General features: G+C 67.7%; 32 protein-coding genes, 2 tRNA genes, 1 pseudogene and 1 riboswitch. Of the genes and pseudogenes, 8 read left to right on the forward strand and 27 right to left on the reverse strand.

Features of this window, described 5'->3' with window-relative positions; all coding sequences use genetic code 11:
* Positions 1-5: 5 nt before the first annotated feature.
* The 4 genes and pseudogenes from QOZ81_RS02965 to QOZ81_RS02980 form a co-directional block, all read right to left on the reverse strand.
* Positions 6-1,568: pseudogene (locus QOZ81_RS02965) on the reverse strand (acyl CoA:acetate/3-ketoacid CoA transferase); the annotation flags it as partial.
* A 65-nt stretch (positions 1,569-1,633) separates the two neighbouring features.
* On the reverse strand, positions 1,634-2,626 hold the full coding sequence (locus QOZ81_RS02970; RefSeq protein ID WP_291201832.1) for a 3-oxoacyl-ACP synthase III family protein: 993 nt from the start codon (positions 2,624-2,626) through the stop codon (positions 1,634-1,636).
* Positions 2,627-2,883: 257 nt separating this feature from the next.
* A complete protein-coding gene (locus QOZ81_RS02975) occupies positions 2,884-3,519 on the reverse strand; it encodes a TetR/AcrR family transcriptional regulator (protein WP_291201829.1) in 636 nt (211 codons plus the stop codon).
* 377 nt (positions 3,520-3,896) lie between these two features.
* Positions 3,897-3,989 (reverse strand) — tRNA-Ser (locus tag QOZ81_RS02980).
* An 83-nt stretch (positions 3,990-4,072) separates the two neighbouring features.
* Between QOZ81_RS02980 and QOZ81_RS02985 the strand changes: the two genes are divergently transcribed.
* Positions 4,073-4,160, forward strand: a tRNA-Ser gene (locus tag QOZ81_RS02985).
* Positions 4,161-4,372: 212 nt separating this feature from the next.
* Here QOZ81_RS02985 and radC read toward each other — a convergent pair.
* From radC to QOZ81_RS03005, 4 genes are read right to left on the reverse strand one after another with little or no spacing between them, the layout of a single operon-like run.
* Positions 4,373-5,053, reverse strand: coding sequence for a RadC family protein (radC, locus tag QOZ81_RS02990; RefSeq protein WP_291201826.1), 681 nt, complete (start codon positions 5,051-5,053; stop codon positions 4,373-4,375).
* An 11-nt stretch (positions 5,054-5,064) separates the two neighbouring features.
* Positions 5,065-5,511, reverse strand: coding sequence for a hypothetical protein (locus QOZ81_RS02995; RefSeq protein ID WP_300715338.1), 447 nt, complete (start codon positions 5,509-5,511; stop codon positions 5,065-5,067).
* Complete coding sequence (locus QOZ81_RS03000) at positions 5,511-6,014, reverse strand: pilus assembly FimT family protein (RefSeq protein WP_291201820.1); 504 nt, start codon at positions 6,012-6,014, stop codon at positions 5,511-5,513. Before QOZ81_RS03000 ends, QOZ81_RS02995 begins: the two co-directional genes overlap by 1 nt.
* A 9-nt stretch (positions 6,015-6,023) precedes the next feature.
* Positions 6,024-6,338, reverse strand: coding sequence for a ComEA family DNA-binding protein (locus QOZ81_RS03005; RefSeq protein WP_291201817.1), 315 nt, complete (start codon positions 6,336-6,338; stop codon positions 6,024-6,026).
* Positions 6,339-6,595: 257 nt separating this feature from the next.
* Positions 6,596-6,685, forward strand: a riboswitch (S-adenosyl-L-homocysteine riboswitch).
* A 59-nt stretch (positions 6,686-6,744) separates the two neighbouring features.
* Between QOZ81_RS03005 and ahcY the strand changes: the two genes are divergently transcribed.
* The 5 genes from ahcY (at position 6,745) to QOZ81_RS03030 (ending at position 12,088) form a co-directional block, all read left to right on the forward strand.
* Positions 6,745-8,142, forward strand: coding sequence for an adenosylhomocysteinase (gene ahcY, locus QOZ81_RS03010; RefSeq protein WP_291201814.1), 1,398 nt, complete (start codon positions 6,745-6,747; stop codon positions 8,140-8,142).
* Between the two features lie 179 nt (positions 8,143-8,321).
* On the forward strand, positions 8,322-9,494 hold the full coding sequence (locus tag QOZ81_RS03015) for a S1C family serine protease (RefSeq protein ID WP_291201811.1): 1,173 nt from the start codon (positions 8,322-8,324) through the stop codon (positions 9,492-9,494).
* A 120-nt stretch (positions 9,495-9,614) separates the two neighbouring features.
* Positions 9,615-10,997, forward strand: a complete 1,383-nt coding sequence (locus tag QOZ81_RS03020; protein WP_291201808.1) for a hypothetical protein — start codon at positions 9,615-9,617, stop codon at positions 10,995-10,997.
* Between the two features lie 117 nt (positions 10,998-11,114).
* Complete coding sequence (locus QOZ81_RS03025) at positions 11,115-11,645, forward strand: DUF4337 domain-containing protein (protein ID WP_291201805.1); 531 nt, start codon at positions 11,115-11,117, stop codon at positions 11,643-11,645.
* Positions 11,645-12,088, forward strand: coding sequence for an NUDIX domain-containing protein (locus tag QOZ81_RS03030; protein WP_291201802.1), 444 nt, complete (start codon positions 11,645-11,647; stop codon positions 12,086-12,088). Before QOZ81_RS03025 ends, QOZ81_RS03030 begins: the two co-directional genes overlap by 1 nt.
* Before the next feature lie 3 nt (positions 12,089-12,091).
* Here the strand turns inward: QOZ81_RS03030 and QOZ81_RS03035 are convergent, their stop codons facing one another.
* The 3 genes from QOZ81_RS03035 to QOZ81_RS03045 are packed head-to-tail and all read right to left on the reverse strand — an operon-like array spanning position 12,092 to position 13,885.
* Positions 12,092-12,574 carry a DUF4199 domain-containing protein gene (locus tag QOZ81_RS03035; RefSeq protein ID WP_291201799.1) on the reverse strand — a complete coding sequence of 161 codons (483 nt, stop codon included), beginning with the start codon at positions 12,572-12,574 and terminating at the stop codon, positions 12,092-12,094.
* A gap of 18 nt (positions 12,575-12,592) precedes the next feature.
* The gene (locus QOZ81_RS03040) at positions 12,593-13,351 is read right to left on the reverse strand and encodes an SDR family oxidoreductase (RefSeq protein ID WP_291201796.1); all 759 of its coding nucleotides are present in this window, start codon (positions 13,349-13,351) and stop codon (positions 12,593-12,595) included.
* 36 nt (positions 13,352-13,387) lie between these two features.
* Positions 13,388-13,885, reverse strand: a complete 498-nt coding sequence (locus QOZ81_RS03045; protein WP_291201793.1) for a mycothiol transferase — start codon at positions 13,883-13,885, stop codon at positions 13,388-13,390.
* A 596-nt stretch (positions 13,886-14,481) separates the two neighbouring features.
* On the opposite strand from QOZ81_RS03045, the gene QOZ81_RS03050 reads away from it, so the two are divergent.
* On the forward strand, positions 14,482-15,393 hold the full coding sequence (locus QOZ81_RS03050; protein WP_291201790.1) for a glutaminase: 912 nt from the start codon (positions 14,482-14,484) through the stop codon (positions 15,391-15,393).
* Positions 15,394-15,397: 4 nt separating this feature from the next.
* On the opposite strand, the gene QOZ81_RS03055 is transcribed toward QOZ81_RS03050, so the two are convergent.
* From QOZ81_RS03055 to QOZ81_RS03075, 5 genes are all read right to left on the reverse strand, one after another.
* The gene (locus QOZ81_RS03055) at positions 15,398-15,829 is read right to left on the reverse strand and encodes a hypothetical protein (RefSeq protein WP_291201787.1); all 432 of its coding nucleotides are present in this window, start codon (positions 15,827-15,829) and stop codon (positions 15,398-15,400) included.
* Positions 15,830-15,972: 143 nt separating this feature from the next.
* Positions 15,973-16,329 carry a hypothetical protein gene (locus tag QOZ81_RS03060; protein ID WP_291201784.1) on the reverse strand — a complete coding sequence of 119 codons (357 nt, stop codon included), beginning with the start codon at positions 16,327-16,329 and terminating at the stop codon, positions 15,973-15,975.
* A gap of 48 nt (positions 16,330-16,377) precedes the next feature.
* Entirely contained in the window at positions 16,378-17,313 is a 936-nt protein-coding gene (rlmF, locus tag QOZ81_RS03065; RefSeq protein WP_291201781.1) for a 23S rRNA (adenine(1618)-N(6))-methyltransferase RlmF, read from the reverse strand.
* A gap of 398 nt (positions 17,314-17,711) precedes the next feature.
* On the reverse strand, positions 17,712-18,260 hold the full coding sequence (locus QOZ81_RS03070; protein ID WP_291201778.1) for a cysteine hydrolase family protein: 549 nt from the start codon (positions 18,258-18,260) through the stop codon (positions 17,712-17,714).
* A gap of 30 nt (positions 18,261-18,290) precedes the next feature.
* Positions 18,291-18,881 carry a hypothetical protein gene (locus tag QOZ81_RS03075; RefSeq protein WP_291201776.1) on the reverse strand — a complete coding sequence of 197 codons (591 nt, stop codon included), beginning with the start codon at positions 18,879-18,881 and terminating at the stop codon, positions 18,291-18,293.
* Between the two features lie 245 nt (positions 18,882-19,126).
* On the opposite strand from QOZ81_RS03075, the gene QOZ81_RS03080 reads away from it, so the two are divergent.
* Positions 19,127-19,822 carry a carboxypeptidase-like regulatory domain-containing protein gene (locus QOZ81_RS03080; protein ID WP_291201773.1) on the forward strand — a complete coding sequence of 232 codons (696 nt, stop codon included), beginning with the start codon at positions 19,127-19,129 and terminating at the stop codon, positions 19,820-19,822.
* An 11-nt stretch (positions 19,823-19,833) separates the two neighbouring features.
* Here the strand turns inward: QOZ81_RS03080 and QOZ81_RS03085 are convergent, their stop codons facing one another.
* The 11 genes from QOZ81_RS03085 to QOZ81_RS03135 all read right to left on the reverse strand — a co-directional run bounded on the left by QOZ81_RS03085 (position 19,834) and on the right by QOZ81_RS03135 (position 25,756).
* The gene (locus tag QOZ81_RS03085) at positions 19,834-20,274 is read right to left on the reverse strand and encodes a carboxypeptidase-like regulatory domain-containing protein (RefSeq protein ID WP_291201770.1); all 441 of its coding nucleotides are present in this window, start codon (positions 20,272-20,274) and stop codon (positions 19,834-19,836) included.
* A gap of 57 nt (positions 20,275-20,331) precedes the next feature.
* The gene (locus QOZ81_RS03090; protein ID WP_291201767.1) at positions 20,332-20,547 is read right to left on the reverse strand and encodes a hypothetical protein; all 216 of its coding nucleotides are present in this window, start codon (positions 20,545-20,547) and stop codon (positions 20,332-20,334) included.
* On the reverse strand, positions 20,544-21,062 hold the full coding sequence (locus QOZ81_RS03095; RefSeq protein ID WP_291201764.1) for a DinB family protein: 519 nt from the start codon (positions 21,060-21,062) through the stop codon (positions 20,544-20,546). The genes QOZ81_RS03090 and QOZ81_RS03095 overlap by 4 nt, the downstream gene beginning before the upstream one ends.
* A gap of 147 nt (positions 21,063-21,209) precedes the next feature.
* On the reverse strand, positions 21,210-21,668 hold the full coding sequence (locus tag QOZ81_RS03100; protein ID WP_291201761.1) for a hypothetical protein: 459 nt from the start codon (positions 21,666-21,668) through the stop codon (positions 21,210-21,212).
* An 81-nt stretch (positions 21,669-21,749) separates the two neighbouring features.
* Positions 21,750-22,166, reverse strand: a complete 417-nt coding sequence (locus tag QOZ81_RS03105) for a DUF1801 domain-containing protein (protein ID WP_291201758.1) — start codon at positions 22,164-22,166, stop codon at positions 21,750-21,752.
* 41 nt (positions 22,167-22,207) lie between these two features.
* Positions 22,208-22,978 carry a hypothetical protein gene (locus QOZ81_RS03110; protein WP_291201755.1) on the reverse strand — a complete coding sequence of 257 codons (771 nt, stop codon included), beginning with the start codon at positions 22,976-22,978 and terminating at the stop codon, positions 22,208-22,210.
* A 25-nt stretch (positions 22,979-23,003) separates the two neighbouring features.
* Positions 23,004-23,441 carry an SRPBCC domain-containing protein gene (locus QOZ81_RS03115; RefSeq protein ID WP_291201752.1) on the reverse strand — a complete coding sequence of 146 codons (438 nt, stop codon included), beginning with the start codon at positions 23,439-23,441 and terminating at the stop codon, positions 23,004-23,006.
* Between the two features lie 202 nt (positions 23,442-23,643).
* Positions 23,644-24,240: a hypothetical protein gene (locus tag QOZ81_RS03120; RefSeq protein ID WP_291201749.1), complete on the reverse strand. Its 597-nt coding sequence runs from the start codon at positions 24,238-24,240 to the stop codon at positions 23,644-23,646.
* A 162-nt stretch (positions 24,241-24,402) separates the two neighbouring features.
* On the reverse strand, positions 24,403-24,768 hold the full coding sequence (locus QOZ81_RS03125) for a hypothetical protein (RefSeq protein WP_291201746.1): 366 nt from the start codon (positions 24,766-24,768) through the stop codon (positions 24,403-24,405).
* 154 nt (positions 24,769-24,922) lie between these two features.
* A complete protein-coding gene (locus QOZ81_RS03130) occupies positions 24,923-25,303 on the reverse strand; it encodes a RidA family protein (protein WP_291201734.1) in 381 nt (126 codons plus the stop codon).
* 222 nt (positions 25,304-25,525) lie between these two features.
* The gene (locus tag QOZ81_RS03135) at positions 25,526-25,756 is read right to left on the reverse strand and encodes a hypothetical protein (RefSeq protein WP_291201740.1); all 231 of its coding nucleotides are present in this window, start codon (positions 25,754-25,756) and stop codon (positions 25,526-25,528) included.
* Positions 25,757-25,958: the final 202 nt, after the last annotated feature.

Consider the following 25,958-nt stretch of genomic DNA (forward strand, 5'->3'; position numbering starts at 1 on the left):
GCCAGGAGGCCCATCGGTTCTTTGCGGAAGATGCATTCCGGCATCCGCTTCAGGTCCGGGGCGATGGCCGGCTTGAAATCCATGTGGGCGAGGATGTCCCGCTCGAGGTCCATGCCGGGGGCGATCTCGATCAGTTCGATGCCACCCTGGATCAGCCGGAACACGCAGCGCTCGGTGACGTAGAGCACCCGCTGGCCCTGGCGGAAGGCCACGTCGCCGCTGAAGGTCCGGTGTTCCACCTGCTGGATGAACTTGTGGCTGGCCCCTTCCTTGAGGATGCGCAGCTGGCCGTTCTCCACGGCGATCTCCAACCCGTTCGCGGTGAAGGTCCCGACGAAGACGACGGTCTTGGCGGACTGGGAGATGTTGATGAAGCCGCCGGCCCCGGCCAGCCGGGTGCCGAACTTGCTGACGTTGAGGTTGCCCTCCCGGTCCGCCTGGGCCAGCCCGAGGAAGGCCAGGTCCAGACCCCCGCCGTCGTAGAAATCGAACTGCGAGGGTTGGTCGATGATGGCCGCGGCATTGGAGCCGGCCCCGAAGCTCAGGCCGCCCGCGGGCACGCCGCCGATGACGCCGGGCTCCGTCGAGAGGGTCATGAGGTTGGAGGCGCCCTCTTCCACGGCCACGGAGGCGATGCCCTCGGGCATGCCGATGCCCAGGTTCACCATGCAGTTGGGGACCAGCTCCATGGCGGCGCGGCGGGCGATGAGCTTGCGCTCGCTGAGCTCCATCGCCTCGAGGGAGGACATGGGGATGCGGATCTCGCCGCTGTAGGCGGGATTGTATTGCTCTCCGAAGGTCTGCATGTGGTACTCGGGGCACTCCGCCACCACCACGAAATCCACCAGCACGCCGGGGATCTTCACCTGCCTGGGGTTGAGGGTGCCTCGGTCGGCGAGGCGTTCTACCTGGACGATGACCTTGCCGCCGCTGTTCCGCACGGCCATGGCGATGGCCTGGGCCTCCAGGGTGAGGGCCTCGCGCTCCATGGTGACGTTGCCGTCGGGATCCGCCGTGGTGCCGCGGATGATGCCGATCTGGATGGGCATGGCCTTGTAGAACAGGTAGTCCTTCCCGTGGATGGCCAGGTGCTCGACCAGATCCTCGGTGGTGCGCTGGTTGATCTTCCCGCCGCCGAAGAGGGGATCCACGAAGGTGCCGAGGCCGATGCGGGACAGCGTGCCGGGCTTGCCTGCGGCGATGTCCCGGAACAGGTGGGTGATGATGCCCTGGGGCAGGTTGTAGCCGTCGATCTTCTCGGCGAGGGCCAGGGCCTGCAGTTTGGGCGCCAGCCCCCAGTGTCCGCCGATGACGCGCCGCACGAGCCCTTCGTGGCCGAGGTGGTTCAGGCCCCGGGATTTCCCGTCGCCCTGTCCGGCCGCGTAGATCAGGGTGAGATCCCGCGGGGTCGCGGACTGGACGAACCGGTTCTCCAGGGCGATGGCGACGTTCTCGGCGAAGCCGATGCCGACGAAGCCACCCGTGGCCACCGTGTCCCCGTTCTGGACCTGCGCCACGGCCTCGGCGGCGGTGACCACCTTGCTCGGTCGCGAGGCGGGGGGTGCCATCTGTCGGGTCACGCTTGGCTTGGTTGTCGGCATGGTCTCTCCAGGCAGGAACGGTTCCGGCCCCATCAGGGCATGACGAAGGCCACGGCGGCCTGGTTGTAGCCCACCCCCGAGCCGACCAGCACGAGCCGGTCGCCGGAGTGGAGCTTCTTCTTGGCGAGCGCGTCGTCCAGCGCCATGGGGAGGCAGGCCGAGCCGGTGTAGCCCCAGCCCTCCATGATGGTGTGGGTCTTCTCCATGGGCAGTCCAAGGTCGGCCATCACCAGATCGATGGAGGGCTTCCGGACCTGGGTGAAGAGGATGAAGTCGATGTCGGCAATGGGGAACCCGCTGCCGGCGGCCAGCATGCGCACCACCTTCGGCCAGCCCTCGTGGTTGATCTCGGGGGGATAACGCTCGAGCATCTTCACCGTGGTGCGGCCCGCAGCCACGGATTCCTGCGTCGCCGGTTCGTAGGTGCCGCCGGAGAAGATGCCCCAGTGCTTGTGGTAGGCGCCCCCGGCCCGGGCCGCCGCGCCGAGGAACCCGGGACGGTCGGAGGCCACCAGGACCACGGCGCCGGCTCCGTCCCCGTAGAAAAAGCTCATGGGATCGTCCGGAGAAGCCAGCTTGTGCATCAGGTAGGCGCCCACCACCAGCACCGTCTTGATGGCCGGGTTGGTGGCGATCCAGCCGGCCCCCGAGGCCAGGGCCGTGGGGAAGGAGGCGCAGGCGCAGCCGACGTCGAAGGTCCCGGCATTCACCGCCCCCAGCTTGTACTGGAGAACCACCGAGGTGGCGGGGGTGATGTAGTCCGGCGAGTCCGTGCCGAGGATGATCAGGTCCACGTCTTCGGGGCGCAGCCCCGCGCGCTCCAGGGCCAGCTTCGCCGCCGGCAGGGCCAGGTCCGAGGTCGCCCAGTCCTCGGGGGCATGCCACCGGCTGCGGATGCCCGAGGAGGCCTCCATCAGGTCCACGAAGTCGGGGATGTGCGCGAAGCGCTGGCGGAGCTCGTCGTTGGTGACCTCGATCTCGGGCAGATAGCAGCTTGTGGATGCGATCGTCGCGAATCGGTTCATGGTTCCTCTGGGGCCAGGCAGGCAGACGGGAGCGTACGAAGCAGAGCGGTCGGTTTTTAAAAAACGAACAGTCGGTCGGTTTTTGAGAAGATTCCTCCGCAGGTGTACCTGTGTCAACGGGAAACATGAAATTGTTTCCATCGTGTGACGCAGGTCTCACCACCCATCCGTCCCTGGATGGGCAAACCCAATAAAATGCCAGTTTGGACCAGGTGACGACTGGTCAAAACTGGCTCATGAAGCGGTTTGGGAGCCGATTATTTCCCTGATTCCGGAGGCCGCAGAAAGCCCCGGCGGAGGATCTTCGAGATCTCCTTCAGGGCCTTGGGGGTCTCCTGGCCCAGCTGATCGGGCACCCCGAACAGGACCTCCACCGCGAAGTACTGGAGGAAGACCCGGCTGGCCAGCATGAGCGCCGTGGTCGGGTCCAGTCCTGGTGCCAGCTGATCCTTCAGCTGGCCATCGGGGAAGCGGCGGCTCAGGAACGTCTCGAACCGGCCGGACATCCCCGAGTAGAACTTCCGGATGTGGGTGCCGTCGAACTCGACCACGTCCACGTAGATCAGGGCCACGTGCCGGCGGTAGGTGGTGACGCTTTCCCGGGCAGCTTCGGCCAGGGCCTCGAGATCATCGGGGAAGGCCCCCGCGGCCAGCGCCTTGTTGAAGGGGAATTCCGGCGTGTCGATGGCTTCCCAGTACTGGTCGAGGAGGGTCCTGAACAGGGTCTCCTTGTCCGGGAAGTGGTGGTAGACATTGCCCGTGGACAGCCCCGCGGCCTCGGCGATCTCCCGGATGCTGGTGCCCCGGTAGCCCTGCTTCGAGAAGAGCTGGAGAGCCGCCTCCAGGATCAAGCCGCGGCTTCGTTCGGACTTCTCCCCCTGGGTCAATTTCAACGGATCGCTCCTTTGGGGGAGATTACGAGCAGGGGAGAGCCGGGGTCAAGGTCGGCAAGGCCCCACAGAGCCCGCCCGTCCCGGTGAAACCCGGTCGGGGACAGCCTTTCGTGGATTTTCCTTTCGGCCGCCGCTTCCCCACGACCGGGCTCCAAAAACGAAGCCGCCTGGCGGCGGCTTCACTGGCGGAGAGAGGGGGATTCCCTCCGGGGCCACCGCCCCGCGGCGTCCCCTCCGGCCGCACGAATCACTGGCACGCCGCTTACGGCTCCGTCAGCCCCCGGGCTGCCGAAGCCTGCGGCTACCTGCCAGTGATTCAGTGATTTCGAATCCCCCTGGCCGGCATCAAAAACGAAGCCGCCTGGCGGCGGCTTCACTGGCGGAGAGAGGGGGATTCGAACCCCCGGTACTGGTTTACCCAATACACTCGCTTAGCAGGCGAGCCCGATCGGCCACTCCGGCATCTCTCCAAGGCCTCCCAGATTACCGTTCCGACCGGGCTGGCACAAGGCTTCTTGCCCGGAGCCGCGCCCACGCTCCAAGATGGAGGCAGGGAGAGTTGGCCGAGTGGTTGATGGCGTCAGTCTTGAAAACTGAAGACGTGAAAGCGTTCGGGGGTTCGAATCCCTCACTCTCCGCCACACCAGCGCCCCGCGAATGCGGGGCGCACTTGTTTGAATGCGGGGAGTGCGGGGTTCGAAATCACTGAATCACTGGCAGGTAGGCCCCGCCGCAGGCGATCAGGGCCGTGCCAGTGATTCGTGCGGCCGGAGGGAATCCCTCACTCTCCGCCACACCAGCGCCCCGCGAATGCGGGGCGCCTCTGTTTGAATGCGGAGCCAGGGGCATCGACCTAGGCCTTCCCATCCCATCCCTCCGCCGCCCGGAAGCTGTGGTAGCGGCCGTTCCCCAGGATGAGGTGATCGGCGAGGGGAACCCCCAGGGACTCGCCGGCGGCCTGGAGGCGGCGGGTGAGCTGGGTGTCCTCCCGGCTGGGCGTGGGGTCGCCGCTGGGGTGGTTGTGGTAGGCCAGGGCCGTGGTGGCGCCGTAGCGGAGGGCCTCGCGGAAGAACTCGCGGGGGCTGATGAGGGTGGCCGTGGTGGTGCCCTGGCTGAGGATGCGTTCGGCCAGCAGGTCGCCCTTGGCATTCAGGGCCAGCAGGCCGAAGCGCTCTTCGGTCCAGCCCTGGCAGCGCGGCAGCAGGTAGGCCCCGGCCGCCCTCGGGCTGGTGATGCGCGGGCGCTCGGCGCTGCGCTGCCCGCGCCGGGCGAGCTCCACCGCGGCCCAGAGCTGGCCGGCCTTGGCGGGCCCCAGACCCGGCTGCTCCAGCCAGTCAGTGAGCCCGAGGCCGAGCAGTCCGGCGATGCCGCCGGTGCGGCCCAGGACGGTCTGCGCCAGCTCCACCGCACTCTGGCCCTGTCGTCCGGTGCCCCAGAGCAGGGCCAGCAGCTCCGCGTCGGCCAGGCCTTCGCCGTGGCCCGCCAGCAGACGCTCCCGGGGGCGCTGGTCAGGAGAGAGATCAAGGATTCGCATGGGGCATTCCTTCAGCAGGCCGTCCAGGCGCGGAGGAGGGGGCGGTAGCGCAGCAGCTCCACCGAGCCCGACAGGTCGAGGCGGAGGCAGAGGGCCTGGCGTCCGTGGTGCAGGAACCAGACGTTTGCCGAGGCGCGGCGCTGCGGCATGACGGTGATGGGGCGGGGGTGGCCGTTGCGCCAGCCGCTGTCGGCCAGGCTCGGCGGCAGGGGGACCGCCGCGGGGCGGCCCCACCGCACCCCTTCCGGCAGGCGCACGGAGAGGCGCCCCTCGGTGGCGGCCCGGCAGGGCTCCAGCACCACGGCGCGGCCGTGGGTGGTGGCCAGGCGGAAGGCGAGGTGGAGGCTGCGGCGCAGCTCGGATTGCGCGGCCCGGAGGGGCGGACAGAGGGGCGCGGGCAGGAGGGCGGCGGCGCTGCGGCCCAGGCGCTGGAGGAGGCGGCTCGTGGTCTCGCGCATCACACCCTCGTCCACTTCAGAAGGTCGCGGCGCCAGCGCAGCACCTGCAGCTGGCCATGCCCGGAGAGCCGCATGCACAGGGCCTCCCGGCCATCGTGCAGGAACCAGACGCTGGCCAGGGCCGTGCGCCGGGGCGTCACGGTGAGGATCGGGTGGGCCTCGCCGGTGGTCGCCGCGACGACAGGCGCGTCCATGTCCGGGGGCAGGGGGATGGTGGCAGGCTTGCCCCACTTGAGCTTGCGGCTGAGCTGCACCGGCAGGTGCTCACCCTCGCCGCTGGCCTTGCCGAGGGCCACCGTCACGTTGGTGCCCCGGGCGCGGGCCAGGGTGAAGGCCTGCTCCAGGCTGCCGCGGATCTCCTGGTGCGCGGCGGAGAGCTCCGTCGCGCCCGTATCCCAGAAGGAGGAACCCGCCACCGCGAGGATGGCGACCACCGCCAGCACCACGGTGAGTTCCAGCAGCGAGGTGCCCTGCTGGGTGGATCGTCGGCAGCCTGGACGCATCGCCGGCTCCTACTTCTTGGCGGCCGCGGGGCGCGGCGCGGAGGTGGCGGCCAGATAGGGCTTGAGCTTGGCGTAGGACTTCTCGCCGATGCCCTTGACGTTCATCAGCTCCTCGGAGCGCTGGAAGCCGCCGTGCTGTTTCCGGAAGGCGATGATCCGCTCGGCCGTCTTCTGGCCCACGCGGGGCAGCTGCATCAGCTCGGTGACGGTGGCCGTGTTGAGGTTGACCGGCCGCTGGGGGGCCCGGGGGGCGCGGTCGGGGGTCGCCGCGAGGGGAAGGGCCAGGGCGAGCGCCAAAGCCAGGGTGGTGAAGGGGTTGGACATGGTTGCCTCCTTTCAGGCAAGCCATTCCAATCGAGGTTTGTGCCAGGTTGTAAGTCGTTTATTTGCTTTTCTAAATTTTTTCTACGAAAAAATTTAGTTATTTAAAAATGACAAAATTTTATTAATTATTTATAATTATATTTATTTCAATAATTAATTTTTGTAACAAAATTTTGAAAAAATTTTGCAAGGCTACACAAAAATAGACCCAAAAAATTCCCCAAACCCGATTCCTGTCAGGACCGATTATTCTGAATCGGTCCGAGGAGCGCTGCAGGACCCGGCAGCTCGGCTGCGCGGGATCTCAGGCTCGGATGCTTCCCCATCAGGAACGGCGCTCACCTCAACCCAGCACCGGGTCGATGAGGTGGCTCCCCGCCCGTCGCCCGCCCTTCGAGGAGGTCCCATGACCGTCGCCGCCCAGGATTTCATCGTCCACGATCTCGCCCTCGCGCCCTGGGGCCGCAAGGAGATCGCCATCGCCGAGGGCGAGATGCCCGCCCTCATGGCCATCCGCCAGCAGTACGCCGCCCAGCAGCCCCTCAAGGGCGCCCGCATCGCCGGCTCCCTGCACATGACCATCCAGACCGCGGTGCTCATCGAGACGCTGCGGGCCCTGGGCGCCGAGGTGCGCTGGGCCAGCTGCAACATCTTCAGCACCCAGGATCACGCCGCCGCCGCCATCGCCGCAGGCGGCACGCCGGTCTTCGCCATCAAGGGCGAGACCCTGCCGGACTACTGGGACTACACGCACCGCATCTTCGACTTCGAGGGTGGTGCCAACATGATCCTGGACGACGGCGGGGACGCCACGCTGCTGCTGCACCTGGGCGCCCGGGCCGAGCTGGATGCCAGCGTCCTCGACCACCCGGACAGCGAGGAGGCCACCGTGCTCTTCGCCGCCATCCGCAAGCGCATCGCCGAGAAGCCGGGCTGGTACTCCGCCCAGCTGGCCAAGGTCCTGGGCGTCACCGAAGAGACCACCACCGGCGTGCATCGCCTCTATGAGATGGCCAAGAAGGGCGAGCTGCGGTTCCCCGCCATCAACGTCAACGACAGCGTCACCAAGAGCAAGTTCGACAACCTCTACGGCTGCCGCGAGTCCCTGGTGGACGCCATCAAGCGCGCCACGGACGTGATGGTCGCCGGCAAGATCGCGGTGGTCTGCGGCTACGGCGACGTGGGCAAGGGCAGCGCCCAGGCGCTGCGTGCGCTGAGCGCGCAGGTGTGGGTCACCGAGATCGATCCCATCTGCGCCCTCCAGGCGGCCATGGAGGGCTACCGCGTGGTCACCATGGATGAGGCCTGCAGCCAGGCCGACATCTTCGTCACCTGCACCGGCAACCTCCGCGTCATCACCCACGACCACATGAAGCGGATGAAGCACAATGCCATCGTGTGCAACATCGGCCACTTCGACAGCGAGATCGACGTCGCCAGCCTGGAGAAATACGCCTGGGAGGAGATCAAGCCCCAGGTGGACCACGTCATATTCCCCGACAACCACCGCATCATCCTGCTGGCCAAGGGCCGCCTGGTGAACCTGGGCTGCGGCACGGGCCACCCCAGCTATGTCATGAGCAGCAGCTTCGCCAACCAGACCCTGGCCCAGATCGAGCTGTGGACCAAGAAGGGCGAATACGAGGTCGGCGTCTACACCCTGCCCAAGCACCTGGACGAGCAGGTGGCGCGCCTCCAGCTGCAGACCCTGAATGCCAAGCTCACCACCCTCCGGCCCGACCAGGCCAAGTACATCGGCGTGCCGCTCGAAGGGCCGTACAAGACGGACCATTATCGGTACTAATCCTTGATGGTCCAGCACAGCTGAATCGCTGCGCGATTCAGAGAGCGGCGCCTTGTGGCACCGCACACCAAGGCTTGTTGGAATCGCGCAGCGATTCCTCACACGGCGCCGCAAGGCGCCGTGCTTGTCTATTGGCAACTGCTTGGTCAGGATGAAGCCACTCACCTTTGGGAGCACTCATGCGCTCGTGGACCCAGGGCCTTCTCCTCCTCGTGGCCGTGGCGCTGGCCGGGGCTGGCGGGGCCGCGGGCGTGCTGTGGTTCCAGGGCCGGAAACCCGCCGTGGTGGCGCCGGCTCCACCGCCCGAACCGCCGCCCGCCGCCCCGTCTCCGGCGGTCGTGCCGGAGATGCCCGCGGGAGCGGCGGCCCCGGCCCCCTCCACCGAGGACATCGTGGCCAAGGCCATGCCCGCCGTGGTGGTGGTGGAGACCTCCTCGGGCCGGGGCAGCGCCTTCTTCGTGGACCGCGACCGCCTCATCACGAACCACCACGTGGTGATCGGCCAGAGCTACGTCAAGGTGCGCCTCTCCGACAACAGCACCCTCGACGCTCGCATCCTGACCACGGCCCCCGACTACGACCTGGCCCTGCTGCGGCTCATGCAGCCCGGGCCCGACCGCCCCTTCCTGGCCCTGGGCAGCATCCAGGACGTCCGCCAGGGCCAGGAGGTCCTGGCCATCGGCACGCCCCACGGCGTCTTCCAGAACACGGTGACCCGGGGCATCGTCAGCAGCCTCCGCCAGCTGGAGAAGGTGGTGGTGCTCCAGACGGACACGGCCCTGAACCCCGGCAACAGCGGCGGCCCCCTCATCGACCACGCGGGCCGCGTGGTGGGCGTCAACACCATGGGCTTCCGGGGCAGCCAGGGCCTGAACTTCGCCGTGGCCATCGACCACGCCAGGGCCCTGATGGAGGGGCGGCCGCTCCAGCTCGCCTTCACCACGCCAGGCCTGGATGGCGGGATCAAGGGCCTCCTCCCGGGCGGCGGCGTCAGCGAGTCTGACCAGATCCGCGAGGAGGGCACCAAGCGCTACGCCGCCCAGCTGGCCGTCGTGGCCCGCACCGCGGATCAGATGGAATCCGCCTTCGCCACCTTCCTCGCCTACCACTGGGATGGCAGGGTCGTGGGCACCTTCGAGCGGAACTTCTACGCCCTGTGGGAGCGGGGCGCCTTGCAGGGGAGGCCCGTGAAGGGCTACGAAGCCAAGCTCGCCGAGCTGAACCAGGCCGCGGAGAAGCTGCGGGACCTCTCCCGCCAGGCCGAGGACCAGGCCCGCCGGGCCGACGTCTTCCCGGGCACCCGCCGCGACCTCCGGCAGCGGTACCGGCTGGATGACCGGAGGTGGGATTAGGGTTTGGCTGTGCCAGGCTCAACCGCTGTGCGGTTGAGTTAACTGGGCGCCACTCGGCGCCCAGCTTGTATCTGTGCATGGGGTTCCGTCAGGATGATCCCATCACCGTCGGGAGTACCTATGCGGGCCTGGATCCTGGGCATCCTTCTGGCCATCGTCGGAGTGGCGCTGGTCCTCGGCCTGTGGCTGCTGGGCTACCACCTCAGCGGCAGGTGGGCCTTCCAGCGCTGGCAGACCCAGCGCATCGCCATGGGCGACCGCTTCGGCTGGAAGGAGCTGGCGCCGCCGCCCGTGCCGCCTGAGCAGAACTTCGCCGAGGCTCCGCTGATCAAGGGTTCCATCATCGAGAAGGGCGCCGTGGACGCCCGGTTCAACGCCCTGGCCCTTCCCAAGGGGGCCGATGGCATCCTGGGCAACTGGATGGAAGGCCGCCGGGACGACCTCGACGCCCTCAGCAAGATCTATGGGACCGCCGACCTCCAGACGGTGTTCAAGCCCATGGAGGCGGCCTTCCGGGACCTGGACCAGGCCACCCGGCGCAGCGGCAACCGCTTCCCCATCGCCTATGAGGAGGGCGAGATCCCCGCACTGCTCGGCTTCCGCGCGGCCATGCGCACGCTGCGCGTGCGGGCGGTCACGAACCTGCGTGCGGGTCGCACGGACCTGGCCCTGGAAGACCTGCAGACCGGCCTGCGCCTGGCCGACCACCTCAAGGCCGAGCCGCACTTGATCAGCGCCCTGCTGCGGGTGGCCATCCTGAACATCACCCTGCAGGTGGCCTGGGAGGGACTGGAGGATCACCGCTGGACCGCATCCCAGCTGGCCACCCTCCAGGGGGACCTGGCGCGGATCGACCTGCTGGCCACGCTGCAGCGGGCCTGGCAGGCCGAGCGCCAGTTCAGCATCGGCGGACTCATGGCTCTGGCGGAAAACCAGCCGAGGCCGGCCTCCTACGCTCAGGCCAAGCCCGGCGAGGTGAGGCTGGGAGCCCTCGGTCGCGGGTGGGTGTACCGCAACCTCCTGGAGTCCAGCCGCTACCTGACGATGCTGGTGGATGTCCAGGATCCGCAATCCCACCGGGTGCATCCCGATCGGATGATCAGCGGCGAGGCCTGGCTGAAGCCCCTGCGGTACCGGTACGACCTGGTTCTCGCCAAGATCGCGCTGCCCGCCCTCGTCGGCCAGGTCGAGCGCTTCGCCCGGACCCAGGCCCTCCTCGACGAGGGCGTGGTGGTCTGTGCCCTCGAGCGGCACCGCCTGGACAAGGGCCAGTATCCCGAGCGCCTGGAGGCCCTGGCGCCGGCCTACCTCCAGGCCCTGCCCCACGACCTGGTGAGCGGTGAGCCGCTGCGCTACGCCCGCAAGGGCGAGGGCTTCGCGCTGTACCAGGTGGGCTGGGACGGGCAGGACAACGATGGGACCACGGCCTGGACAGGCGAGGGCCGGGACCGCAAGCTCGATCCCGCCCGGGGCGACTGGGTCTGGCCCCACGCGAACCGCTGATCGCACCGGTCCCTGGCCCGATCCCCTTCTCCTGCTGAAACGCTGCGCGTTTCAGATATCTGGGCGCCGAACGGCGCCCAGCAGTTTGTATGATCTAGGTTTCCCCGGAGCCCGACCATGGCCGACGACAAGAAGGAACCCTGGCTGAACCTGCTGGCCCTCACCACCGTGATCCTCGCGGTCTGCGCGACGCTGGCCACCTTCAAGGGCGGCGGCTACTCCACCAAGACCGTGCTGAACCAGGCCATGGCCTCGGACCAGTGGGCCTACTACCAGGCCAAGGGCATCAAGGGGAACCTCTACGAGGTGGAGGCCATGCGCCTGAAGCGGGAGCTCGAGCTGGCACCGAAGGCCTCGGTGCCGCTGCTGGAGAAGAGCCTGGCCGACGTGGAGAAGAAGGTCGCCAAGTACGATGGCGAGAAGGCCGACATCATGAAGAAGGCCACCACCTTCGAGGAGGCCAAGGCCGATGCCCAGAAGCACGGCGCGCCCTTCGGGCTGGCGGTGATCTACCTGCAGATCGGCATCCTGCTCTCCTCCATCGCCGCCCTGCTGAAGCAGAAGCCGGTCTACTGGGCGGGTCTCGCGGTGGGCCTCGTCGGCGTCGTCTACTTCGCCAACGGGTTCTTCCTGTTCTTCGCCGTCTGATGTGGGCCCTCACCGTCGCGGCGGTCATCGAGCGTGAGGGCCGCTTCCTCGTCGTGGAGGAACCCGACAAGGTGACGGGCCTGCCCGTGATCAACCAGCCCGCGGGGCACGTGGAGCCGGGCGAATCGCTGCTCGACGCCGTGCGCCGCGAGGTGCGCGAGGAGACGGGCCTGGCCTTCACGCCCGAGGCCATCGTGGGCCTCTACCCCCTGAAGGCCGCCAACGGGAAGGACTACTTCCGCGTGTGCTTCACGGGCACCGTGCCCGAAGGCGCCGTGGCCGCGCCCGAGGATGCCGACATCCTCCGCTGCCGCTGGCTCAGCCGCACCGAGCTGGGTGCGGCCGCGCTCCGCTCGGGCTGGGTGCTGCGCTGCCTGGACGATGCCCTGGCGGGGCGGCGCTTCCCGCTGGACCTGGTGACCGACATCCGGGTCGAGCGGTAGGGGCTATTTCTTCCGGAACCACACCGCCGCGATCACGGAGGTGAAGAGGCCCGTCATCACGGTGCCGAAGACGCCGGCCATGGCGCTGGCGCGGGGCGTCTGCATGGGGGCCTGGGCCTTCACGACGGCCTCGATCTGCTCGGGGCTCAGGCCCTGCGCCGCCATCAGCTGCCTGCTGGCCGCCACCGCCTCCTGGAGGTGGTTCGGGAACACCACCGTGGTGAACAGGATGCTCGTGGCGTAGATGATCAGCGAGCCGAGCAGGGAGATGCTCACGCCCGCCCAGACCTGGCGGCCGTAGCCACCATCAGCTGCGGTCGCGCGGAGGGCCCAGATCAGCAGGGCCACTTGGTAGGCGACCACCACCAGGATGAACCGGAGGAGGTACAGCGGGGGCTGCCGGTGCCACCCCAGCAGGTTGAAGATGCAGGTCCAGGCGGCCACGCCGAGGCCGAGGAGGACGCCGTAGCGCAGGGTGGGGTGCATGGGGGCTCCGGGCGCGGGTCAGAAGATGTAGCTGCCGCCGTTGACGGGCAGGGTGGCACCGGTGACGAAGCCGGTCTGGACGAGGCCGGCCACGGCTTCGGCCACGTCCTCGGCGAGGCCGTTGCGGCGCAGGGGGGTGTGGGCGGCGGCGGCGTCCTTGTGCTTGTCGGGCAGGCCGGCCGTGGCGTCCGTCAGGGTGAGGCCCGGGGCCACGGCGTTCACGCGGATGCCCATGGGGCCCAGCTCGCAGGCCAGGGCCCGCACGAAGCCCTCGAGCCCGGCCTTGGCGGCGCTGTGGGCGCAGAAACCCCAGCCCGGATTCCGCGCGAGGCCGCTGGTGATGGCCACGATGGACCCGCCCCGGCCATCCAGCTTCTGGCGCTCCAGCATCTGCGGCACCACCGCCTGGCAGCCGTGGAAGGCCGCGCCCAGCTCGCCCAGGAGCTTGGCCTGGAAGGCCTCCCAGGGATAGGCCTGGAAGGCGGCCATGGGGAAGCTGATGGACGCGTTCAGCACGAGGATGCCGATGGGGCCCAGCTCGGCCTTCACGGTGGCCGCCATGGCCTCCACCTGGGCCCGGTCCCGGGCATCCGCCTTCACGGCCTGGGCCGTTCCGCCCGCAGCCCGGATGGCCTGCACGACGGCCTGCGCCGCGGCTTCAGAGCCGAAGTAGTTCACGGCCACGGCCGCGCCCCGGGCGGCCAGGGAGGCGGCCACGGCCGCGCCGATGCCGCGGCTGGCCCCGGTGACGAGGGCGACCTGTCCCTTGAGTGGCATGGATCCTCCTGGATGAGCGGTGCTGATCCGTCGAGGTTAGCCCATCAGTTCGGCGATGCCCATGCCGCCGGTGGCCCCGGCCTCGCCCGTGAGGGCCCGGCGCAGGTAGCCCGCCTGGCCCAGGTGGAAGGCCAGGTGCGTGGACAGGTGCAGCAGGAAGCGCCCGGTGGGCGGCTGGTGGCCCAGAAGCACCTGGGGGTAGGGCAGGACCGGGGTTTCGGCCGTCAGGGCCTCCAGGCCTGCCTCGATCTCGGTGGCCGCGGCTTCCAGCAGGGCGGCCACCTCCGCGCGGGTGCCCTCCCGCCGGGCGAACTCCGCGTCCCGCTGGCGCTGGTAGCCCGTGCCGCCCAGCACGGTCCCCACGAAATGGCGCAGGTTGCCCGCCACGTGCAGGGCCAGGTTGCCCGCGCTATTGGTGATGCCCGGCATCGTCCGCCAGAGCGTGGCGTCATCGGGGAAGGCCTCGATCTCGCGGATGAAGCAGCGGAGGTCGCGGCGCAGGAGGATGAGAAGGTCGGCGGCGAGGGGCGTCATGGCGACCATCCTAACCCTGGCAGCGGCAGTGGCCTCCTAAAGAAAGAACGAAACGCTGCTCAGGTCTTCAAAAGAAAAAGCTGAACACCGATGAACACCGAGAACGGCATGATGAACACCGATAAAACCTGCCATGTGGTGGTCCGTTCCAGCCCGGGTGGGTTCGTAAATCAGATACCTGATTCTCGGCCAGGAAGGAAATGAACCGCGAATGGCGCGAATCGCTCTTCGAGCGCGCGAATGGCGAACGGCCATGCTTCCGCCTCCGCCCTCGGGGCGGATTCGCCGACTCTTGAAGGGCGGCGGCACCGCCCCGTGAGCGGCCAGCCGCACCTCGCGCGGCTGGGGGCCGAAGGCCCAGGCGGCTTATCCCCGCCGCATTCGCGTCCATTCGCGTCATTCGCGGTTTCAGTTTTGATCTGAAACCTGGCTGAGGCAGGCCAATAAGCGGGATCCGAAGTTCATAGCAGGAAATCCTCAGGTTGCCCGCGGCTTGGACCCGCCGAATGCAGCCCATGCTGGGAACGAAAGATCCCATCTTTATCGGTGTTCATCGGTGTTCCATCTTTCCTTCACGAGTGTGGGATCCTGGCGTCATGGACCTTCAAGCGCTCCTCGACGATCTGGCCCGCGAAGCCGCGCCCTTGGCGGCGCAGGGGAAGGTGGCGGACTACATCCCGGCCCTGGCGGCGGTGGATCCGGCCCGCTTCGGCGTCGCCCTGGCCACGGTGGACGGGCAGCTCCTGGGCAGCGGGGACTGGCGGGTGCCCTTCTCCATCCAGAGCGTATCCAAGGCCTTCTCCCTGGCCCTGGTGCTCGCCCGGGACGGCGAGACCCTCTGGAAGCGCGTCGGGCGCGAGCCCTCGGGCAACCCCTTCAATTCGCTGGTGCAGCTGGAGTACGAGAAGGGCATCCCGCGCAACCCCTTCATCAACGCCGGGGCGCTCATCCTCATCGACCGGCTGCTCTCGCTCACGGGCGATTCCCTGGGCACCCTGCGGGACTTCCTCCGCGCGGAGAGTGGCAACCCGGCCCTGGACCTCGATGCCGAGGTCGCGGCCTCCGAAGCCGGCCACGGCCACCGCAACGCCGCGCTCGCCCACTTCATGGCCAGCTGCGGCAACCTGGAGAACCCGGTGGAGCGGGTGCTGGACCACTACTTCCGCCAGTGCGCCCTCACCATGAGCTGCGCCGATCTGGCCAAGGCGGGGCTCTTCCTGGCCAACCACGGCCTGCGGGCCGACGGCTCCCGCCTGCTCAGCCGCAGCGAGGCCAAGCGCATCAACTCGATCATGCTCACCTGCGGCACCTACGACGCCGCCGGCGACTTCGCCTACCGCGTGGGCCTGCCGGGCAAGAGCGGCGTGGGCGGCGGCATCCTGGCCGTGCTGCCCGGGCGCGGCGTGCTCTGCGCGTGGAGCCCCGCCCTGGATGTCCACGGCAACAGCGTGGCCGGCGTCGAGGCGCTGGATCGCTTCACCACGCGGACTGGTTGGTCGGTCTTCTGAGGTCCTAGAGGATCGTCAGCTTGGCCAGGGCGGCGCCCTGCAGGTGGGTGGTGTGGCCGTGGCTCGTCCGGGTGGTGTGGATGTAGAGGGCGAAGATGTATTCGCCGGACAGCCAGACCGCGGCCGGGTTGCTGATGTAGGGGACGATCCGGATGTCGTAGATGCCGCCGCTCTGGTTGAGGAACTCCGTCACCGTGACCAGGGCCCCGCCCGGGCGCACGTTGAAGCCGTCGACCAGGGTCCACCCGGCGGGCAGGGTGGCCGCGCTGTTCTGGTCGCCCACGTTGGTGCCGAGGTCGTCTACCGGCACGCCGTTCTCGGTGACCAGGACGCTGATCATGGCCGAGGCCATCACGTTGGCGCCGGAACCGCCGGCCGTGGCGTTGCTCCGGTTGATCTGCATCTGGACGAGCAGCTCTTTCGTGGTCGTGGACATGGGTCACCTCGGAAGGATGGGTGTCCGAAGCATGATCCAATTTCGACAAAAAAAACAATATTTGCCTATATTTTACAATTTTATTCAAAACGCGGCATGCCCCCGAGGGGCGTTCCGGGCGGCCTCCACCCTCTGCCTGCGCTTCAAGATGCAGGTTCCGGGGGCCGGGGCTCTGCGGCTGCCTGCGGTGCGCGCAGCAGCCAGGCGGCCCAGGCCGTGAACAGCGTCACTCCGCCGAAGATCAGGGCCAGGCGCGTCCAGGGCAGGCCCACGGCCAGCCGCTCGCCCACCCGCAGCCAGGCCATGCCCAGCCAGGCCAGGCAGCCGCCCCAGAGCACGGCGCCGAGACTGGTCTGCAGCACGCGCTTCGAGATGAACAGCAGCACGAGCAGAACCATCGTCAGCGGCACCACCAGCAGGAAGGCCAGGCCCAGGCGCAGGGACAGGGCCCCCAGCATCACCAGGGCGATGAAGGCGGGCAGGCGGCGCAGCACGAACATGGCATTCCTCGGCAAGGCTCCAAGGTAGCCGATCGCCGGGCGGTGGCGTCAGGGGGTCTCCGGAACCTGGAAGGACCAGGCCACGAAGCGGCTCTGCTTCTGGCCCTGGGCCATGGCCACGGTGCGGATGTCCCGGGCTCCGACCTGGCGCAGCAGGCGGTGCAGGTTGGGCAGGGTGGCCGAGCTGGACACCAGGGTGGTGAACCAGCGCACCTGCCCACCCAGCGCCACGCTCTCGCCGATCATGCGGCGGATGAAGCCCGCCTCGCCGCCCTCGCACCACAGCTCCGCGCCCTGGCCGCCGAAGTTCCGCGCCGCGCCCGCCGCGCCACGGCCCAGCTTGCGCCACTTGGCCTGGGAGGCCTCGCGCACCGCGTGCGCGGAACCGTGGAAGGGCGGATTGCACAACGTCAGGTCGAAGCGCTCCCCAGGCTGGACCACGCCCTCGAAGATCGCGTTCCGGTCCCGCTGGCGACGCAGCTCGATGGTCCGCTCCAGGCCCGGATTCGCCGCCAGGATGCGCGCCGCCGAGGCCAGGGCCGTCTCGTCCAGCTCGGAGCCCACGAAGGACCAGCCGTACTCCCGGTGGCCGATGAGCGGGTAGATGGCGTTGGCGCCGACGCCCACGTCCAGCGCACGCACGACCGCGCCCCGGGGGATCGCGCCGCCGCTCGTGCTGGCCAGCAGGTCCGCCAGGTGGTGCAGGTAGTCCGCCCGCCCGGGGATGGGCGGGCAGAGGTAGCCGGGCGGGATGTCCCAGCCCCGGATGCCGTAGGCCTCCGCCAGCAGGGCCCGGTTGAGCGCCACCACTGCCGCCGGATCCGCGAAGTCGATGGAGGCCCCGCCGTGCTTCGCCCGCTGCACGAAGGGCCCCAGCTCCGGACTGGCCGCCACCAGCCGCGCGAAGTCGTAGCCCCCCGCGTTCCGGTTGCGCGGGTGCAGGCCTGGCTTGGCGGGCGGCGGACCTCCGGCGGATGTCGTCATGTCCTCAGTGTCCGATGAATGATGGCTGCGAGGCCAGGATGGAGAATGCCGAACAGAGGAACTGCGGAACTGCTTGACACCGATGAACACCGATCACTGCTGATGAACACCGATAAAGCCAGCGCCTTGCTGATGCGTCCTTGGCTGGTCCGAGGTTGGAAACGAAGAGCACCTGCCCGGATGATGTTGGGGCGCTGGCCGCGCAGGCCCGCCGTAGGCGACTTCCAGCTTTGCCGGAAGTGATCCAGGGGGCGCCTGGACCGCGTCCTTAGAAGCGCGCCTCAGGCGCTCCCTGGATGCAGCCCGTGCTGGGGGAATGGACGCTCCCATCCTGATCGGTGTTCATCATGCTTTGATCGGTGTTCATCGGCGTTCCAGCTTTTCTTCGACGGGCAGCCTCAGAGCCCTGCAAGGAGTTCCTCCGTGCTCTGCACCTGGGCGAAGGTGCCGTGCAGGGCGGCGAGGAAGGCGGCCTGCACCTGGGCGGCGGGTGTCGTGGCGCCGTTCCGCCCGAGGTCCCGGGTGGCGCAGGCATCCCCGGCCAGGTGGCAGGTGAAGCCCAGGTCGAAGGCCGCCCGCACCGTGGTGTCGATGCACATGTGGGTCATCATGCCCGCCACCACCAGCTCCGTAGCGCCAAGGCCACGCAGGTGCTCCAGCAGGGGCGTCTCCCGGAAGCTGTTGGGGAAGTGCTTCTGGAACACCGGCTCGCCCGGGAGCGGCGCCACGCCCGGGTGGATCTCCGCGCCCGGCGTGCCCGGCAGGAAGAAGGTGGCGCCGGGCCGCAGGGCGAGGTGCTGGATGTGGATCACGGGCAGGCGCTGCGCCCGGAAGGCCGTCAGCAGCCCGCCGGCCTGGAGGCCCGCCTCGGGACTGCCCACCAGCGCCATGGCCCCGCCGGGGAAGTAGTCGTTCTGGATGTCGATGAGCAGCAGGGCCCGGGTCATGGGTGGCTCCTTTGCGAAATCATTGGCGAGTCAAGCCTGCCCGCTGGCCTCGCCCTGGTGGCGCTCCAGGTCCCGGGCCCGCCGCGTGGCGAGGAGCCAGAAGCCGCCGGCGGCCAGGACCGTCAGGCAGGCCACCGTGGTGGCCAGGTTGCGGCCCTGCCAGCGGTCGTTCCACCAGCCCATGAACTCCGTGGCCAGCACGTTCACCTTGCCGCCGTAGAGCTCCAGGTCGCGCAGGTACTTCTTCGTGTTCATGGGCTCGTAGCCCAGGGGGTTCGTAGCCTGGGGCGCGGTGGCCAGATAGATGGCCAGGGCCGCGCCCAGACCCGCCGCCAGCAGCAGGGCCGTGAGCTGGCGGATGCGGGCCAGGCGGGCGGGGAGGCTGTCGCCGAGCCGCGCCACGAAGCCGTGGTGCAGGTGTGCCTGCACCGCGGCGTCCCGCTGCGCGAGGCCCTGGCGGATGCGCGTTCGCTCCTCCTCCGCGAGGGTCAGGCCGCGCTGCTCCAGCTCCGCCAGGGCGGCCTCCACGGCCTCGGTGCGATACCCCTCGAAGTGCGCGAGAACCTGCCGCAGCTCGACCTCGGAGAGGGTGGGGATCCGGGCCTGGAACGTGTCCGTCATGCGGGGCTCAGCCTTCGCCCAGCAGGGCCGCCAGCCGGTCGGTGAAGGCGTCGTCCTGGGGTGCGGCTGGACTCATGGCTGCGTCTCCTGGGTGGAAGGGTACCCGCTCCGGCGCCGGTCTGCGCCAGATCAGGCGACGGCGCGGCGCCTGTGACCGGGCTCCGCAAGGAGGTCGGGAAAGGTGCCAAATGGGTATTCTATTTCGAATCCGCCGCTCGGCACCCCCCGCTCACCGAGGCCATCCCATGCCACGCCCCCTCCTGCGTCCCCTTCTGTCCGGCCTGCTCCTGGCGGTGCTGGGCTGCACCCCGCATGGGGACTGCGGCTGCACGCCGCCGCCCTCCGGCACCGCGCAGGGCCGCCTGGTGGACGCGCAGGGCCAGCCCGTGGCGGGGGCCGAAGTGTGCGTGGTCACCATGACCGGCAGCGACCCCGTCCACCAGGGCCTCTATGTCGAGGCGAAGGGCAGCTCCCGCGCCGACGGCACCTTCGACCTTCCGGCCGTCGTGGGCCGCCACCGGATCCTGGTCCGCGCCCGGGTGGGCGGCACCGTCTTCCTGCCCCGCCTGGGTCCCGAGTTCGAGCTGAAGGCTGCGGGCACCCTGGTGGCGGGCCCGGATCTGGACCTCACGGCCGCAGTGCCCGCCACCCTGACCGTGGCCATCACCCCCGTTCATGGCGCCCAGCAGGAGGACGCCCTGCTGCTGGAACAGCGCCTGCAGGCGGACGGGATCGAGTTCACGCTGCCCATCGCCAGCCTCAAGCCGGCCATCGTCGCGGGCATCGAGTCCGTGGTTTTTGCCAGCCAGCCGCCGGGCACCTACGCCCTGTCCCTCTGGCGCAGCGAGACCACCGGCACCCACGCCAACGTGGGCTCGGCCAAGGCCACCCTCACCCTGGCGGAAGGCGCTGCCCTGGACCTGCCCCTGCCGGTGCAGTGACAGGCCAGACCCTAGTGCATGGGGATCTTCCCCGGCTCCCGGCGCAGGGGGACGATGGGTGCCGGAGCTTCTTCGTAGGTGGGCGCACCCGCCAGGCTCAGGCGGGGGCCCCGCAGCTCCGGCAGCGGGCCCGCGCCCAGCAGCCAGGCATTCGCCCGGATCGTCAGGCGCGGGTACACGGCCGGCGGATAGGCCTGCTTGCGCAGCTCCACCCGGTACTCGCCCGGCGGCAGGCCCCCGGCCTGGCACTGGCCCTGGGCGTTGGTGGTCGCCGCCCAGGTCCGGCCGTCCGGTCCCTTCAGCAGGATCCGCACGCCCGGCACCGGTGCGCCGCGCTGGTCGCGCACGTCGGCCCTCAGCCCGCCCTCGGTGCTGGAGATCACCGGCCGGACGGGCAGGGGCGCCGGCGCGGACTGGAGCAGGAGGCAGAAGGACAGAAGGGCAGCGGGCATGGATCACCTGACTCTGAGAGTCCGCGAAGCCAGCGGGTGTGACGGGACGACTCCAGATCAGCGGCCGGTGAAGGCGGATCGCAGCGCCCGGCCCACCCAGGCCAGGATCGCCCCCAGGCCCCTCCGGCGCCGCTCCTCGCGCCGCCGCTCGACGGGGTGCGGCAGGTCCTGCTGGCGGCGCTCCGCCTTCCGCTGCTCCTCCCGGTGGATGAAGTACAACAGGCAGGCGAAGAAGGCGACCACCACCAGCAGGAGACCGTCGTTGATGCTCATGCGGGCCTCCGTTCCTTGATCTGCCGGGCGTGGATCTCCAGGTGCAGCCGGTCCATGCGCAGCGCCTGGGACAGGGTGATGGGGCCGCAGACCGGATGCGAGAAGACGGCCCGCCCGGCCCCGCCCGGCGGCAGGCCCTCGGCGTAGGCGCGCAGCCACCGGTGCGTCGCGTCCCAGCGGTCGCGCAGTTCGGCCAGGGGCACCGTCCCCGTGGGCAGCATGCGCCGCGAGGGCACCTTCACCGGGATGCCGAGGCGCAGGACGAGCAGCACCAGGGGGTAGGTGCAGCGCTGCCGCAGGCTGCGGGGGCGGTCCACCAGGGCGGCCGGATCCGGCAGTCCCTGCAGGATCACCTGCTCCGCCACCACGAGATGCTCGACGATCTCCAGGATGGACCAGGCGCCGGGCGCGGGCCGGGCCTGCAGGGTCCCGGGGTCGAGGGTCTCCAGCGAAGCCAGCAGGGCCCGGCGCCGGTCGTCCAGCGCCTGGAGGAGGGCCGGGGCGTCGCCCTTCACAGGCCGCGCACCGCGGCGACGAGCTGGTCCAGGGTCGCCTCGGGCAGGGCGCTGGCGGGGGTCATGGGCGCTCCTCATGGTTGTGCGGACAGGCTTGGGGGACCTCCACCCTACCAGCACTGGGCCAGGACGGCCGTGGCGCGGGGCTCAGCGCCGGGAACTGGCGACCCGGGCCTCGCAGAGCGTCTTGAGCAGGGACAGCGCCCTGGGCCAGACCCCGGTCATGTACTCCTCGAAGGTCTCGGCCATGTCCATGTCCACCGTCAGCTCCGTGGCCGGGCCGGCCTCGGTGAAGGTGTAGTTCTCGAAGCAGGGGGTCCAGCTGCGGACGGCCTCGCTCTCCGTGTCCTCCACCCCCTCCTTGATCTCGCCCAGGTGCCGGATCGAGAGGAACTCATGGGGCCGCGATTCGGCGATCTCCGAGACCATGCCGTTGCCGCCGGGCGCCAGGAAGCGCATGCGCTGGCCCTTGGCCCAGGTGCCTTCGAAGTACGACCCTTCCATGAAGGCGGCGGTCCAGATGCGGTAGGTGACCGGTCCGAGCATCGTCTCCCAGACCTGGTCGCGGGGAGCCTGGATGAGCGTGGTGAACTGCAGCCTCTTCATGGGTTCTCCTGGCGCGGGTCGATGCCCCACAGTGACAGAAGGGCGGCCTGGAAGGGCAGCCGGATGCAGGGCCGCGCCGCCCTAGCAATGGCCGCGGGCCTTGGCCTGGGCGGCCTCGGCCACGAGCTGCTCGAGGACCTCCAGATCGATCTCGCGGAGGTTCCGCAGGTACAGGCAGCCCTTGCCAGCCTTGTGCCGCCCGAGCTTCGGCATCAGGGTTTCATGGCTGGGCGCGGCGTTCAGGCCGTACACGCTGATGTCCCCCTTCCGGGACGAGAAGCCCACCAGGCACATGTCCCCCTCGCGGCCGCTCTCGTACCGGTAGTGGTGGCTGCCGAAGCCCACGATGGCCGTGCCCCACATCCGGGCGGGCTGCCCGGTCGCCCGGGCCATCAGCCCGGCGAGGGTCTCACAATCCTGGCGCCGGTCCTCGTCCGCAATGGCCTCGAGGTAGTGCTCGACGCTGGCTTCCGTGGGCCTGGTCTTATTTTCCGCCATGGCTGAACCCTTTCAGAAGGGGACGGGGCCGGACCGGTGGGTCAGGGCCTGGGGGTTGGCATGGTGCCCTGCTGCGCAGCGGCCAGCGTCTCCCGGAACGCCGGGGTATCCAGATGGGAGAGGGCCCGGTCCACGATCTCCCGGGCCTCGTCGCCGCGCTTGTTGGCGATGAGCAGGGCGACCAGGGTTGCAACCTCATTCGTATAGGTGGACATGGCGAATTCGCGATGGCGGGGGCCGAACTGCGGATCCTTGGCCATCTCCAGATTGACTTTGAGGAGGTAGGTCGCCCGCTCCAGGTCCATGAAGGGTTTCAGGTAGGGATTGCAGCTGGTGTAGTGGCGGCCTTCGATGAGCGCGGGCTGGGCGATCAGGTAGACCTCTTTCGCAAGCTTCGGATTCTGCTTCTCGATGGCAAGGAAGAGCGCGGCCGTGTCCTTCGAGTCGCCCAGGTACTGGTTGATGGACGACACGTCATGGAACAGCTGGTGATCGCCCGTCCCGGCGAGCAGACGGGAGGTGTCCCGGTCCCTGATCGTCTTGAGGGCGTCGAGCGCCCTGGGGTAGGCCCTGCCGAGCTCGATCCACTCGGACAGCGCGTAGGAAAGGCGGACGCCATACATGGCCCGGTCATGCTTCAGCGCGTTCTCGTGGAACCAGAGGTGCTTCTGGAGGGCGACCTCGTAATTCCCGGCTTTGAAGTCGCTGCGGATCTCATTGAAAATCCGGTCCACGTCCGGCTCGCGCGGGGGAGTCCAGCCCTCCTGGGCCCAGGACACGACCGCGATCGGGATCAGGAGCGAGGGGAGCATGGATCCTCCGGTGTTGTGCGGATGCTCAGGCGCCGAGGTACGGACCGGGGCCGACCTCAAGGGCCAGCCGATCCAGGTTCTGCTCATTGGCCGTCTCGAGGAACTGGCGCATGTTCTCGGCAAATTCGCGGTTTTCAAAGACTCCGATCCAGGACACGAGGGTTCCGGCCGCACTGGGTTCCAGCGCAATGGAAAGCTCAAAGTGCGGCAGGTTGACGTGTCGGATCCGAACCATCGAATGGGGGACGATCTCCAGGAACTCGGACTGGTTCGGATAGTCGGTCCCGTCCGGCCCATGCATGGTGAACAGCCAGGATCCGCCCTCCCGGAACTCGAAGGTCTGGAACGTGTTCGTGAACCCCGCCGGACCCCACCAGCGGGCCAGACGCGCCGGATCCTGGATGGCGGCAAACACGGCTTCAGGGGCGGCTGGAAGGTCCCGGGAGTGGCGGAAGAGGGACATGGAAGCCTCCGTGGGTGGGTTCTCGGGCTTGGAGGGCGGGGCCTAGCGGAGAAGGCCGACCGGCCCCGTCTACGCCGGGGCGCTGGGCCATGTTAGTCCGGGGCAAGTCTGAAGCCAATCCAGGCCATCGGGAAATAGGCGAGGACAAGATCGACGGCCATGAACCAGGCGGGCGCTGGGATGGCTCCGACCGGGGTCGACGCTAGCGGAAGAAGCTGATCGGCTGTTTCGGCATGCGGCGCCGTGAGGCCAGCACCGCCAGGGAGGCGTTCAGGATGAAAACGTAGGCTACGAAAGTGGTGCTTTCAAAGGTGTGGGCTTGAATCGACAGAAGGCTCAATCCGAAGCCCAATGCGCTGACAGCATAGGCAATCCAACTCTCGGAGTGGGGATGGCGATACGACTTGATGAGGGTCGGTATGCTCGCCAGCACATCGGCCACCAGCGAAAGCAGCAAAGCCAGATTGGGTTTGCTGGTCATGGCCCAGAGGATGATGCCGATGATGGCCGCTGCCATCAGGTAGTAGTCGCGGGGCTCGCTTTTCCAATAGGCCTTCTTGTTGAAGAAGGATGCAGCGAAGATAAGCAGCGGCATAAAGCCGGCGGCGAACGATGCCCACGATATGCCCTGGACGCCTTGCGCCCTTTGGGCCGCAAAGATGACCAAGGGGAAGATGCCCCAGAGCAGCCATGTGATGCGGTTGGGCTGTGCCCTGCCGAGGAGGGTTTCGTACAAGTAATAGAAGCCGCCGAGCGAGCCGAGAATGGCACCAGCAATCGCGCAATGGTCGGGAAGCATGGACCGGCCTGACGGATGGGGCTGACTGGGCCCACCCGCACCGGGAAGACGCGCGAAGCCCAGACAGGGGGAAGTTGAGAGAGAGCGGAAGGCAAGGCCGGTGGAGTCTGAGTTGAGCGCAGGGTTAGGCCTGTGTGGAGGTGTATTGAAAAGCCTTGGTCATCAGGAAATTCTTGGGAGCTTATTGCTTTTAATGATTGCGTAACCAATTGTTCCGTATACCGAGCCTTTTTTGGCCCCCTGCCAGTAAACAGCAATTTGTATGGTGTAGTCGAATCGATCGCCGCTTTCCGTGCCGATTATCCATGACTCGAACGAACCAAGGTCGTTCTCTTGCTTCTCAATGATTGTTGCCTGATAGACCAAGTTCATTCGGTTACTTGGATATTTATGATCGTGAAATTTCTTGATGAATTGGTAGGCATCCTCCTTGTGGGCAGCCAGAGTTTGCACTCTCCCACGCGGTGCGAGCCAGGGTGGCTGACATGCCAATAGCAGCAATAGAAGGATCGAACCTATGATTTTCATCATTGCACCTATGATTGCTCTGGAGTGGGCCTAGGAGCCTAACGAATGAAGCTCACCGGCACCGCCTGCGCCGAAGCGCTGAGCGGAGACGGGAAAGCGGGAAGTTGAGAGAGAGCGGAAGGCAATGCAGGCGGGGTCCGAGTTGAGCGGGAGGTTAGGCCTCTGCTATTGCGGCGATTGAGATTTTGAGACCAGGAATTTTCACTGGCAACTTTGCCCCCTGACGAGCAGGTGGGTTGGAGGGGAACCAACGAAGCCATTCTTCATTCATACCTGGGAAGTCTTCCTCGTCTGCGAGGACCACGGTAGCGCTTACGATTTTGTCCAGTGAGCTGCCGGCTTCTTCAAGGATTTCAGCGATGTTGGTTAGGCACTGGGACGTTTGCTCCTGGATAGTTGCGCCCTGGATTTGGCCAGTGACCGGATCAATAGGAGCGGTGCCCGAAACAAAAATCAGCCCTGCCGCCTTCACAGCCTGGCTGTAGGTCGCTGGAGGCCTAGCTGCTTTTGGGGTGAAGACAATTTGACGAGGCATGTCAGCTCCTACGGATGAATCACAAGGAAACTGGACCAATCTTGGGAAGAGGCCTAACGAATGAAGCTAAGCGGCCACGCCTGCACCGAGGCGATGAGCGGAGCCGAGATAGCAAAATGCTGAGAGAGAGCGGAAGGCAGAGCAGGCGGGGTCCGACTTGAGCGGAGGGTTAGGCGTTTCGGAACTGTCGATCAGGGCTGGAAGGGGGCATTACTAGCGCATTCATGAGTGAATGATCTTTCGGAAGTCGATGAGGGCATAGGCAATCATGAAGGCGGAAATCACGAAGACCGAGATCAATTCGAACCAAAACCACAAAGGACGATCTTCCTTAGAAGTCCAGCCGTATATGTTGTCCCAGACCCGCCCAAGTTTCAGCCAGTAGACACCGACACAGAGCACGACTGCGCCAGCGAACAGGCTAGCCAGGGCCTTCATTGTCGGGATGCTCATGAAACGCCTAACGAATGAAGCTCACCGGCCCCGCCTGCACCGAGACGCTGAACGAAGCCGAGGAAGCGAGAAGCTGAGAGAGAAGGGAAGACAATGCAGGCGGGGCCCGAGTGCAGCACAGGGTTAGGCCGATGGTTTGCCTATTAACCCTGCTTGAAAAGGTCAACATGAGAGTCTAGAGCCCCTTGAAGGCCCCAATACG

The sequence above is a fragment of the Geothrix sp. genome (genome assembly GCF_030219325.1).
GTDB lineage: Bacteria > Acidobacteriota > Holophagae > Holophagales > Holophagaceae > Geothrix.